The 12,296-nt window shown below is 46.6% G+C and carries 13 protein-coding genes; 4 read left to right on the top strand and 9 right to left on the bottom strand.

The features are described 5' to 3' along the window. Nucleotides 1–27 precede the first annotated feature (27 nt). The 6 genes from ACKKE8_RS12710 to ACKKE8_RS12685 form a co-directional block, all read right to left on the bottom strand. Entirely contained in the window at nt 28–2,475 is a 2,448-nt protein-coding gene (locus tag ACKKE8_RS12710) for an EAL domain-containing protein (protein ID WP_409178474.1), read from the bottom strand. A 37-nt stretch (nt 2,476–2,512) separates the two neighbouring features. After that, nucleotides 2,513–2,902, bottom strand: coding sequence for a hypothetical protein (locus tag ACKKE8_RS12705; protein WP_409178473.1), 390 nt, complete (start codon nt 2,900–2,902; stop codon nt 2,513–2,515). Between the two features lie 23 nt (nt 2,903–2,925). After that, entirely contained in the window at nt 2,926–3,141 is a 216-nt protein-coding gene (locus tag ACKKE8_RS12700; protein ID WP_409178472.1) for a hypothetical protein, read from the bottom strand. A 236-nt stretch (nt 3,142–3,377) separates the two neighbouring features. Next, a complete protein-coding gene (locus ACKKE8_RS12695; protein ID WP_409178471.1) occupies nt 3,378–4,088 on the bottom strand; it encodes a thermonuclease family protein in 711 nt (236 codons plus the stop codon). Nucleotides 4,089–4,467: 379 nt separating this feature from the next. Beyond that, nucleotides 4,468–5,505 (bottom strand): MerR family transcriptional regulator, encoded by a 1,038-nt coding sequence (locus ACKKE8_RS12690; RefSeq protein ID WP_409178470.1) that lies wholly within the window; start codon nt 5,503–5,505, stop codon nt 4,468–4,470. A gap of 114 nt (nt 5,506–5,619) precedes the next feature. Further along, a complete protein-coding gene (locus ACKKE8_RS12685) occupies nt 5,620–6,060 on the bottom strand; it encodes a CBS domain-containing protein (protein WP_409178469.1) in 441 nt (146 codons plus the stop codon). A 151-nt stretch (nt 6,061–6,211) separates the two neighbouring features. On the opposite strand from ACKKE8_RS12685, the gene ACKKE8_RS12680 reads away from it, so the two are divergent. Both ACKKE8_RS12680 and ftsW read left to right on the top strand, forming a co-directional pair. After that, nucleotides 6,212–6,556, top strand: coding sequence for a YugN family protein (locus ACKKE8_RS12680; RefSeq protein WP_409178468.1), 345 nt, complete (start codon nt 6,212–6,214; stop codon nt 6,554–6,556). Between the two features lie 67 nt (nt 6,557–6,623). Continuing rightward, complete coding sequence (ftsW, locus tag ACKKE8_RS12675; protein ID WP_409178467.1) at nt 6,624–7,793, top strand: putative lipid II flippase FtsW; 1,170 nt, start codon at nt 6,624–6,626, stop codon at nt 7,791–7,793. Nucleotides 7,794–7,839: 46 nt separating this feature from the next. On the opposite strand, the gene ACKKE8_RS12670 is transcribed toward ftsW, so the two are convergent. Together ACKKE8_RS12670 and ACKKE8_RS12665 are read right to left on the bottom strand one after the other, a co-directional pair. Beyond that, a complete protein-coding gene (locus ACKKE8_RS12670) occupies nt 7,840–8,181 on the bottom strand; it encodes an Asp23/Gls24 family envelope stress response protein (protein ID WP_409178466.1) in 342 nt (113 codons plus the stop codon). Between the two features lie 75 nt (nt 8,182–8,256). Then, entirely contained in the window at nt 8,257–9,885 is a 1,629-nt protein-coding gene (locus ACKKE8_RS12665; protein WP_409178465.1) for a thiamine pyrophosphate-binding protein, read from the bottom strand. Nucleotides 9,886–10,035: 150 nt separating this feature from the next. Here ACKKE8_RS12665 and sleB point away from each other — a divergent pair, with 150 nt between their 5' ends. Continuing rightward, nucleotides 10,036–10,794, top strand: a complete 759-nt coding sequence (sleB, locus tag ACKKE8_RS12660) for a spore cortex-lytic enzyme (protein WP_409178464.1) — start codon at nt 10,036–10,038, stop codon at nt 10,792–10,794. 60 nt (nt 10,795–10,854) lie between these two features. On the opposite strand, the gene ACKKE8_RS12655 is transcribed toward sleB, so the two are convergent. Continuing rightward, nucleotides 10,855–11,115: a hypothetical protein gene (locus tag ACKKE8_RS12655; protein WP_409178463.1), complete on the bottom strand. Its 261-nt coding sequence runs from the start codon at nt 11,113–11,115 to the stop codon at nt 10,855–10,857. Between the two features lie 102 nt (nt 11,116–11,217). On the opposite strand from ACKKE8_RS12655, the gene cax reads away from it, so the two are divergent. Next, complete coding sequence (gene cax, locus ACKKE8_RS12650) at nt 11,218–12,261, top strand: calcium/proton exchanger (protein WP_409178462.1); 1,044 nt, start codon at nt 11,218–11,220, stop codon at nt 12,259–12,261. Nucleotides 12,262–12,296: the final 35 nt, after the last annotated feature.

The following is a 12,296-nucleotide window of genomic DNA, read 5'->3' as shown; positions in this document are numbered from 1 at the left end:
TCCTTTAGTTAATCTGGATGGTCACACTTAAACCAGGCTGCCTGATTCACCATAACGATTTACCTGCAAGTAGGAATCGATTTCTTTCGTGGGCAGCGGTTTACTGTAGAAGTACCCTTGGACTTCATTACACATTTGTTCCTTTAGAAAATCAACATGTTCTTGTGTTTCTACACCCTCTGCAATAACAGCGATTTTCATATTGTGTGCCATATGGATGATCGTTTTAATAATCGCTTGATTCCGCGGATTCAAATTCCGGACAAAAGATTGGTCGATTTTTAGCCGATCGATCGGAAATTGACTTAGATAGCTCAGAGAGCTATAGCCCGTCCCGAAATCATCGATACTGATGCTAATCCCAAGACCTTTCAAGCGATTCAAAATCCGAATCGTATAGTCTACATTTAGCGCCATGCTTTCCGTGATTTCCAGCTCCAAGTATTGCGGAGATAACCCCGTTTCTTCAAGGATCGAGGTAATCATCTCAATGAGGTTGTTTTGCATAAATTGGCGTAAGGATATATTCACCGCAACCGCCAGCTGGGTAAAGCCTGCTTCTTGCCACTCTTTTGTCTGTTGGCATGCCGTTCGCATTACCCATTCTCCAAGCGGGACGATTAAGCCTGTTTCTTCTGCGATCGGGATAAATTGAATAGGTGAGATGAGACCAAGGTCTGGATGTTCCCAACGAATCAACGCTTCCATGCCGATAATCTGGCCCGTCTGCAAATGAATCTTCGGTTGGTAGTGCAGCGTAAATTGTTTCTCATCCAAAGCTTTTCGCAGCTCTCTTTCAAGCTGTAGCTTTTTGGCTAAAATCTGATGTAGCTCCTCCGAGAAAAATTGATAATTGTTTTTCCCTTGCTCTTTTGCCAAATACATGGCAGCGTCCGCATGCTTCAACAACGCTTCAATATCGTCTCCATCTTCCGGAAACATGCTGATGCCGATACTTGGCGTGATGAAGATTTCGATATGGTCTAACGTAATCGATTCGGACATGCTGGTGATGATTCGCTGCGCGATTTCACCAACCTCTTTGTGTGTGACACCTGTGAGAAAGATAGCGAACTCATCTCCACCCAGTCGAGAAACGGAATCCCCTTTTCGCAAAGACCCGATGAGACGATTTGCTACTGCTTGTAAAAGGACATCCCCTATAGAATGACCGAGCGTATCATTGATGTTTTTAAATCGATCCAAATCGATGACCATGACGCCGATTTCCTCATCTTTTTGTTTTGCTTTGAGCATCGCCTTTTTCAGTTGTTCATGAAAAAGCGTTCGATTAGGCAAGTTGGTTAAGGAATCGTAATGGGCCATGTATCGAATCGTTTCTTCCGCCTTTTTTCTCTCGCTGATGTCAATCATGGAGCCTACCATTTCCACGATCTCCCCATTTTCCTCGATAGGTGACAACGTAATGTAATAATCATTTCCGGATAGTTTCAGTTCGAAGGTAATGGGCTCGCCAGCAAATGCTCTGCGAAAATAGCTTTCCATTTGCTCCGCTACCTCATAAGGAAAGATTTCATACGACGTCTTTCTCAGCATTCTTTCAGACGTTAGCCCAAGCTCTTCTGCAATTTTCCCTTCACACAAGGTATAGGTGATGTTCCCTTTCGGATCTGTCACGATCTTGAATACACAGTTTTGCAAGTTTTGAACCGTCCTGCGAAAATCGTTCTGCAACGCTTCTGCCAAAGCTGCCTCTGCTTCAATGCGGTCGGTAATATCCGTACGGATTGAAACATATTGATACGGTACTCCCCGGTCGTCTAGAAATGGCACGATGGTCGTATTCATCCAGTATTCATTGCCGTTTTTGGCGCGATTCTTCACTTCGCCCTTCCAGACACGTCCTTGCTTGATCGTTTCCCACATCAATTTAAAAAACGACTTGGAATGATAGCGAGAGTTAATGACCCGATGTGTATTTCCAACCAATTCATCCACTTCGTATCTGGAGATTTCACAAAACTTGTCATTTACATAGGTAATGACGCCTTTGTCGTCTGTAATCGCTACAATCGAAGATTCATCCAGTGCATTTTTGATATCGTGCAAGTCCTTCATCGTCTTTGAAAGAGACTCTTCAATCTGCTTTCGTTTCGTGATGTCCGTCCCCATTGCCACGTACTGATAAAGGAATCCACTGTCGTTCATGAACGGCACTAATGTCATGCTAAGCCAATATTCCGTACCGTCCTTTGCCCGATTTTTCATCTCGCCTTTCCATACTTTTCCTTGGCTGATGGTATCCCATAGCGATTTAAAATAGTTTCGCGGATGGAAACCGGAATCGACGATGTTATGGTTCTTTCCGATTAATTCCTCTCTACTAAACTTGGATATTTGACAGAAGTTGTGATTGACGTAGGTGATGATCCCTTTTTCATCTGTGATCGAAATAACAGATGACTCTTCCAATGCAGATAATGCATACTTTACATCTCTGATTTGATTAAACACATGGCACCCCCGCCTGTTCTCGCATTACAATTGAAACTTACGAATGGAATGCTGCAGCTCTTCTGCCATTTCGGCGAGTGTACTTAGAAGCGGTTGTAATCTGTTTCATAGAAGCTGTTTGTTCTTGTACAGAAGCAACTACGCTTTGCGTGTTTTCCGCCGCCATTCTTGAAACATGCGCAATTCCCTCTAAAAATTCCACTACGGAAACCGTTCCGTTATTGGGTTCATTGATTTGTCCTGACATTTCTTGTGTTCTTTTCGAGACTTCGTCTGCTACGTCTCCTTGACTCATGACGTGAATCGCTTTTTCCGTATCTCTTTGAATATCCCCGATGATGGAAGCGATCAATAAATTCGTTTGGCTAGCAATTTCCGTAATAATCGAAACGATTGAGCCAACTTCTTTGGATTTTTCCCCGAGCATATTGACCACTTCGGTAGAAGAACTCACTCTTTGATTAATCGATTACTTGCTGCAATACCTTGGATTGATTGGGATACGTTCTCTGCTGTTTGACGTGTTAAGTCGGAGCTGGCTGTTAATTCCTCGGAGGAAGCGGCTACTTGTTGTGAATGGAAGGAGACTCGTTCTAATAAATCTTGCAGATTGTGCTTCATTTTAGGAAAATGGTGGGCAAGCTTTTTCCTTACCGTCAACTTCATAATAGTTGTTTCTTCCATCGTAATTCTACGAATTATTCCTTCATTCTGTGAAATATGTAAGTTATTTAATAATCCCTTTCTCTTATGTAACGGCATTTTCTATAGGTCTTTTGACCTTTTTTATCATACAACATCGTTCTGTAACATTTTTGTTAATTCTTTTCGACAATGAAAAAGCCCCGACTGCCAAGGCGGACGAGGCTTACATATTATACGGTTACTTTTTCTTACATGGCTTATCGTTTTGGCGCCCGAAAGCCTGCTTGCTGCGCTTCTTCTTCCGTCGAAAACCACATCTCCGCTTTTGTTTGTTCGTAGCTAGCAGAGCCTGGAACGTGATAGATTTTCTCGCCTTTGCTGTTGATGTTGCCCTTGATGGTCTTGTCTTCTGGTGGCGTGGTGTCTGCGGCGGTATTGTTATTGGACTGTTTTTTTGGCTTCGCTTTTTCCTTGGGTGCCTCTGCCTGCTGCCCTTCTAATGCCCACAGCCCGCGATTCTGCTCTCGGGCTTCCCGCTCCGCTGCCAGGAACAGCTCTGCTTGAGCTACATTCGGTGGGATCGTCATGATCCGGGCGTAGCCGTCACGAACGAGCTTTTCATTGACAAAGGTGCCGTCTTCCAAATATACGTAAGCAAGCAAACGCTTGTATTTGTCATAGGGCTCGACATCGAACTTCAGCTTCACCTTTTTACCAGTTAAAAGCTCCTTGGAGTAATTGCTCGCTTCTTTCCCATACGGTTCGACTGGATGGTTGGGTTTTACTGTCTCTGGGGTATCCACGCCAATCATACGGACTTTTTCCCCGCTGTCCAACTCGAATGTATCGCCATCAACCACTCGTGTGATCACAGCATCCATCTCGCCGTTAGCTTCTGGCTGGCCGGACGCTCCACATGCCGATAGCAAAAGAACCAGTGCGAGCAGAAATATGGTTACTCGTTTCATGGACTTCCTTCTCCTCTTCTATGTTGCATTGTTTTCCAGCGTAGTGGATTTGCCAACATAGGTCAATAGGAGAGAAAAGAAGTCCGTTTCTTCCTAACGAAAAAAACGACCTTCGCGCAAGGTCGTTTTGTCTATACGTCCAGATTTTAGTCACGATCGGCACTAAACAAGAACAACAGGACGACCACGACAATAATAATCCATATAAATTCCTCGTTTTCTCGATCAAAAAAACCGTCGAACAGACCCATGGTGGAGTCCTCCTTTCCTTCTCGCTACAGCCTATGCAAAAGGCTAGACGTGTGCCAGTAGTTGGAAGAGCCCAAAAGTGAAATGCGTGTTCAAAAGACGACTTTTTTGAAAAAACTCCAGGAAGGTGCTACTTACAAGTAGACAAGATCAAATGCGTATAGGTTCCTAGCTGTCTTACTTCATTCGTAAAACCAAGATTGGCAAGCTCCTGTAGCAATCTAGAGCGATCTGCATAACAGCGGTCCTGAATATCTGCTATCACTCTCGTATGACCTGCCTCCTGTAGAGTATCAAGATGAGCTTGTCTATACGTCTGATCCACGAACATCAAATCGGCAATGACTAACCGTCCCCCTGGTTTTAACACACGGCGACATTCCGCCAAGGCAAGCTGCTTCTGATCATCCGTCAAATGGTGCAAGGCGTAACTCGTCGCCACAAAGTCAAACCGATTTTCTAAAAACGGAAATGCGAAAAAGGTTCCCAGCTTCGTCTCGACCTCTGGGTGTTTCGCTCTGCATTGCTTCAGCATTTGCGGAGATTGGTCGAACCCGCTCATTCTGGCTCCTTTTTTCACGAGACGTCCTGCGAGGTTTCCAGTACCCGTTCCGGCATCCAAGCCGCTCTCTCCCGGTTTGACTACAACTGTTGCCACCACCTCATCCAGTACGTTTTCGTACGATTCATGACCATTCCCGCCATGTACCCATTCGTCGTAGCGGTCCGCCCATTCATTAAAATTCCATCGATCCACCCAGTTATCCCGTGTCTGCTTCAATCGCTTGTTCGCTTCTGCCAGTGTAAACAGCTCGCTTGGATCAATCGATTCTCTACCCTTTATCCGCTCAATCATCGCTTCTGTCGTTTGGATGACCTTGCTCATTTCTACCCACCTTGTATACATAAACGAACGCTGCAGCTCTAAATAATGGAGAAGACTTCCTTCCTGATCTTTCATTTGAATCAGGAGCTCTCGAATGTCTTCTACCGCCATCCCGACCTCGCGCAGTGTCATGATGGTTTGCAGCCTCCAGACATCTTCCTCTGTAAACCGGCGATAACCGGACGCATCTGCTTTCGATGGCTTGATCAGCCCTTTTTCTTCATAATATCGTATCGCACGCGGGGTTATTTGCAAGCGATGGGCCATGTCTTTGATTTGCATGGAACTCTCTCCCTGTATCATTCTTTCCTTATCATAAACCTTGACGCAGCGTGAATGTACAGACCGAATGAAAAAAAGCTGCCGGATTCTTTCCGACAGCTCGTTTCTAGCTTATTAATGTGGCGCCGGCTCAGAAATTTGTTGGAGAGCGTCACTCGCCTCATCGTGGTGGAATTGACGAACAGCCATATCTGCCAACGCCACAATTCCGACCAGCTTGCCATGTTCGACAACGGGCAGGCGACGAATTTGATGCTGGGCCATGATCTTGGCCGCTTCATCGACAGTCGTTCCTGGTTGTCCAAGAATAATGTCTCGTGTCATGACGACCTCTGTGGCGCTCGAGCCCTCATGCTTTTCAGCCAAGCCACGAATTACAATATCGCGGTCCGTAATGATCCCGATCACATCATTTTTTTCATCCACAACCGGAATGACCCCTACATTCCAATCGCGCATTTTGCAAGCCACTTCATACACATTATCCTTAAGAGTCACAGTAGCGACATCTTTTGTCATAATTTCGCGCAGTGTGCGATTTTCCAGCTTCGCCATTTCATTCTCCTCCTTTTGCTAATCAACGATTGTAGTTTGTCCTCTCACCTATCGTTTCATGCGCAAGAAAGAGTATGATATATTGCGCTTCTTCCAAAAACAGACTATGATTAATAAGTGAATATCTCACCCATTTTTAGGAGGAAAAAGAATGGTCATTAAGGACACGGGGATTGGCACGAAAGAAGTCTTTTTCGCCGATCTGGAGCATTACATGAGCGAACTCGGCTTTGATCGCGGCGCCTGGGATTACAAGCATGCTACATACGATTATAAAATCCACGATAAAGGCAATGTCTTCTACCTGCGTATCGAAGCGAACGTGACAGAAGGCAAACTTGAGGATACGCACGCCGTCCTGAAGCTCGAAGATCCTTATATGGGCAAACATCTTTTCCCACACGGTCTGGATTACGATTACCCAATGCCAGACTCCGTTGTAAAAACAGCGAAATTGAAGCTGCAAATGCTGGGCGAAAAGCTGTCCTCACACTAAAAAATGAAATGGCACGGTGTACAGAGAGGAATCCCCTCTCTGTTTCACGTAGAGGGGGGGTATTTTTATGAAGACGAGGGGCGTTCCTGACTTCTTGCTCCTGTTTTTGACCGCCCTACTTGTTGGGTTTGGCATAACCATGGTGCTCAGCTCTAGCTCTATTTTCGCGTTGACCAGTTTTACAAGCGGGGGCTGTAAATATTGTGGCGGCGATGAGCTCTATTTCGTAAAGCGACAATCCATTTTTTTACTGGTGGGTGTCTTTGGAATGCTGGTCGCCATGAACATTCCCTTCTCCTTTTATAAAAGGAATTTCTTATTAATTGCGCTGGTCAGCTTCTTTTCCTTGCTCCTGGTGCTCATACCGGGGATCGGCCATGAAAATAACGGAGCTCAATCTTGGTTTAAGTTCGGTTCAGTTACCATTCAGCCTGCGGAGTTTGCCAAGCTTGGACTCATCCTGTACTTGGCAGCAATCATCTCCAAAAAAGGGAACGGGATACTGAAGCTCAAATCTGGTTTAATGCCACCACTGATGGTAACGGGAATGTTTTTTATGCTGATCGTCGTCCAACCCGACCTCGGTTCTGCCGCCATCTTGCTCGGTTGCGCTTTGATCGTCATGATCTGTGGCGGTGCCAAAATCCGTCACCTCTTCGGACTTGGTGCCCCTGTTGTGACTGTTGCATTATTGGCATACATCACAGCGAAGCCACATGCCTTGAACCGGATCTACTCCTTTCTCAACCCGTGGAGTGATACAGATGGCACTGGCTACCACATTATTCAATCCTGGATTGCAATTGCACATGGCGGTCTGACTGGGACAGGCTTTGGAAAAAGCATTCAAAAGTATTTGTATTTGCCAGAGATGCATACTGATTTTATTTTCGCGATCCTGACAGAAGAGCTTGGTTTTATCGGCGCCTCTCTGTTCCTTTTGATCTACTTGCTTTTCTTGCTGCGCGGCATCCATATTTGTCTGCGCGTAAAAGACACCTTTGCCAGTCTGGCAGGAATCGGTGTTGTCAGCATGTTCGCCATTCAAGCGATCTTAAACATTGGCGGAGTAACGGGTTTGATTCCATTGACAGGTGTACCATTGCCGTTTATCAGTTACGGTGGTTCCTCCTTACTCGTATGTCTGCTCGCCACTGGCTTTTTGCTCAGTATTTCGCGGGAAGTCAGTCGCCAGAAGGTAGAAGAGCAATTACAAAAACAGCCATATGCCATGTAAGAAACAAACATAAGGGATACCGGATGCGTCCAGTATCCCTTTTTTCTTATTCATTTCGAAGGAGTTCGATTGTTTCCACCCGTACATTCACGGCTTCCACATAAAGACCTGTCAATGTTTCCACCGCTTCTTTTACTTTTTCCTGTAGAACGTGACAGACGTGATGGATCTGCGCCCCATAACGGACGGACACACGCATGTCAATGGTGACTCTGTCGTCTATTACGGATACGGTAATGCCTTTCGCGCCGCCATTCAGCTTTTTCGCCAAATCTTGATAGATTCCGCCTGAACGAATGGTGACTTCCAACACTTCTTCTACAGCAACGCCAGCAATGATCGCGATCACCTGATCTGCTACTCTGATTTCTCCAAGTCTGTCAGCCATCAGGACGCCCTCCTCTTCGCCCGTTTCGTACTTCCCCCACTGGTTTCATTTGCCTTTTCTTTCATTATAAACAAATCATGCTTGGGCTTGGAAGGAAATTTGTTTTTTTCTCTCCGTTAGTGTCGGAGACGTGCAATGAATGTCAACGAGTGTCAACTGATCTGCAGCAAGTGCCTCCCGCAATACCGGCTCCAGAGCCTGTACCTCTTTGACGACCTTCCCACTAATTCCGCAAGCATTCGCCAATTGTTGAAAATCTGGATTGCGTAATTTCACTCCAAAAGGGATCAAGCCCGCCTGACTCATTTTGACCTCTTCCAATCCTAATGTCCCATTGTTCACCACGAGAATCACAATCGGGAGTTGGAGCTGGGCCACTGTCATAAGCTCTGCCAGATTCATTTGCAATCCCCCATCCCCAGCGACGCAGACGACCTGCTTCTCTGGATAGGTTAGCTTTGCAGCCACAGCCGCAGGCAACCCAAATCCCATCGTTCGCCACTTCCCGGAAAAGAGTGGGGCCTGTTTTTTCCCACGGAACGCACGATTAAACCAGATCGTGTGCTCACCCGTATCTAGAACGATAATCGCATCTTCATCGACCACGCCCCCAAGCGTATGCATCAAGGTTTGTGGTTTTACTTGTTCACTCGCTTGTTGAATGACTGCTTGCTCTGTCTCCTCGCCAAACTCTCCATGCCACCGCTTGATCTGTTCCTGCCACGCAGCGTCCTGTCTGCGCGATTGCAAGCGTCTCATCCAGATCGGCAGGACATCGTCCAATTCAGCTGTGACAGACTGGAGGTAGGGATGTGCATGGATCGATCCAGGCTGATGATCTACTTGAATGACGGAGAGTTTCTTTGGCAAAAAAGCGCGAGGGAACCAGCTCGCTCCCAAAATCAGCAACAAATCTGCTTCCGCTAAAGCATGTAAAGTTGTTTCGCTGCCCCCCTCTCCCCATCCGCCGATCACAAGTGGATGAGATTCATCTACCGCCCCTTTTGCTCCGAGCGACAGCAACACCCCTGCCCCTAGCTGTTCCGCTAGCTTTACACACGAATCCGCAGACTTGCGGGCACCGATACCAAGCAGTATGAGGGGCTTTTGCGCCTTCGCAACCTGCTCGCAAGCGAGCTCGATCTCCATCCGATCTGGATAAATGGCATGTGGAATGCGTGGAAGTCCTGCAAGGACAGCATCTGAAGTCGTTTGGGTAAAGACATCCTTGCAAATGGCGAGATGTGTTACTCCTTTTTGCTGCATAGCTGTGACAAATGCTTTGTGTAAAACACTTTGGATGGCATCTGGATGCGTAATCGTCGACGCATAAAAACTGATGGGGCGTATCATGTCTTCTTGTGAAATAAACTGCTTGTACGCGCCACCCAGCTTGTATGTCTCCACTTGACCTGTAATCGCAATGACAGGGGCGCGATCTGTATGCGCATCTGCAAGTCCATTCAGCAAATTGACGAAACCCGGCCCCATCGTCGCGGTACAAACAGCCGGAATTCCCGTCAGCTTTGCTTCCGCACTTGCCATCATAGCCGCAGCAGATTCATGCTTGCAGGCAATGTATTGAATGTCGGCTTGCTTCGCGATCTGATCCAGCCATGCAAAGATACCGTCACCTGCCACCCCGTAAATTCGTTTTACTCCCCATCTAATCAATTGTTCCGTCAAATATTGCGCGACCTGCATCCAAATCTTCCCCTTCCAGAACTATAGTGCAAATACATTACTCGTAGTCTACGCATTCTCCAATATTTTACTAAAGCCAAAATGACGGAAGTTGGAGAACCTAACAATAAACAACTGATATTCAAATCCATACCCGAAGGAGGGTAAAAAATGAAACAGCCTGTCAAATGGCTGCTAGCTGTAGTAGTATTCGCACTTTTGGTTACGACTGCGGTTATGGTATCTCCGTTGCGCTCAGATGCATTCAGTAAGCAGATCGTCAAAGTAGGGGCAGAAGGCTCAGACGTGCGTGAAATGCAGTATCGTTTGAAGCACCTTGGATTTTATACGGGAAAAGTAGACGGCGTATTCGGGTGGCGTTCGTATTGGGCGCTGCGTAACTTTCAGTATGAGTTTGGTATTACCGTAGATGGTGTCCTCGGCGCTAAGACGAAAGTAAAGCTGTACAACGCAACGAAAAATTACAAGCCCACCGCTTCTGATCTCGGGGTTCCACAAACCGCAACCCCTGCACCATCGAAGCCTTCTAAACCTACGTATCACGCAACTGGATTATCAGAGAACGACCTGCGCTTGATGGCGAATGCCGTGTACGGAGAATCGCGTGGAGAGCCTTACATTGGCCAAGTGGCAGTGGCGGCTGTTATTCTAAATCGGACGAAGAACGCATCCTTTCCCAATACACCTGCTGGCGTTATCTTTGAACCTCGTGCCTTTACAGCTGTGGCGGATGGTCAGATTTGGCTGACACCGAACGAGCAGGCAAAAAAAGCAGTGAATGATGCGCTCAAAGGTTGGGATCCATCTGACGGAGCCATTTATTATTTCAACCCGGATACAGCTACATCCGGTTGGATTTGGAGCCGCCCTCAAATCAAAAAGATCGGCAGACACATTTTTTGCCGCTAGCATTCCTTAAAAAACAGGCACGACAGTCGTAAACTGCGTGCCTGTTTTCCTTTTCGAGTATCATTTCGAACGCTGTGATTGCATATGCTGGGCCATTTTGACGAATCGCTCTTCCGGTTCTGTGGTCCCGCAAATTCCACATTGTATCATGTAGTTCTCACCTTTGTACGGCTGGTGAAACATATCGAGCTGTTCTTGATGGAGTTCTGCTACGACTTCGCCTGACTGTGGGTCCAGTCTTATATAGCGAGGGGTCTGCTCGATGACAGTGAACCTCATCCGATTCGATTTACATGTCGGGCATAACAAAGGCTGGGTCATAAAAAACACCTCACTTTTCTTGTTCATGGTTAGTTTTGTCCAGAACAGGAACTCTATACCTATGAGCTTTTAGGGATGAGTAAAAACTGCTGAGGTGATGATATGAACTTGAAACTCTTTTTCTCATTAGTAGGCGGGAGCATGCTGTTAGCTCTTTACGCCCACTATTTTTCTGGAAATGAAATGCTTCAATTCGCCACGTCTTCACTGGCCATCATTTTTTTGGCGGCTTGGCTTGGAAAATCGACAGAGAGCGTCGCCCATTATGCTGGTGACCGAATCGGCGGCTTTCTTAACGCTACCTTTGGAAATGCCGCAGAGCTCATTATTGCTTTTTTTCTTGTGAAAGAAGGCTTGTTCGATATGGTTAAAGCCTCTATTACGGGTGCGATCATCGGAAATATGCTGTTGGTTCTTGGCTTGAGCACGTTACTGGGCGGTCTCAAGTACAAGGAACAAACCTTCAATAGCAGGCTGGCAAGTCACAATGCTTCCCTGATGACACTCGCGATCGTCGCTTTGTTCATACCGGCAGTCTTCATGTTCGATCTGCCAATGATCAAGGTGGAGATCATCAGCATTGTCATTGCCAGCCTGCTCATCATTGCCTACATTTTGTGGCTCATCTTTTCCATGATTACCCACAGCGAGTTTTTATCAGACATCGAACCGCAAGAAAGTGATGCGGTATGGTCAAAGGGTGTCTCCCTCCTGATGCTTGCTGTCTCCACCTTTTTCGTGGCCGTTGTCTCTGAATGGCTGGTAGAAGGCGTACATCATGTCTCTGAATCGTTAGGGTGGTCGGAGTTATTCGTAGGTGCTTTTGTCATTGCGATCATCGGGAATGCCGCAGAGCACAGCGCTGCCTTGCTTTTGGCACTAAAAGGGCGCATTGGTGCAGCAGTCGAGATCGCGATCGGCTCCAGTCTGCAAATTGCCTTGTTCGTGGCCCCTACTCTCGTCATCATTAGTCTCTTGCTCGGCAATCCCATGGATATTGTGTTCACTACCTTTGAATTGGCTGCGATCGGAGTTGCTACCTTTATTACCATTTCCATCACACGGGATGGCGCTACGAACTGGTTTGAAGGCGTACTTCTGTTGACGGTGTATGTTATTTTGGGTACGGTCTTTTTCTTCGCGTAGGACGCGCAGGAACAAAACAAAGGCTTCGCCATCCT

This window comes from Brevibacillus fortis, from assembly GCF_046196545.1.
Classification (GTDB): Bacteria; Bacillota; Bacilli; order Brevibacillales; family Brevibacillaceae; genus Brevibacillus; species Brevibacillus fortis_A.
This window is presented reverse-complemented; position numbering and strand designations above follow the sequence as displayed.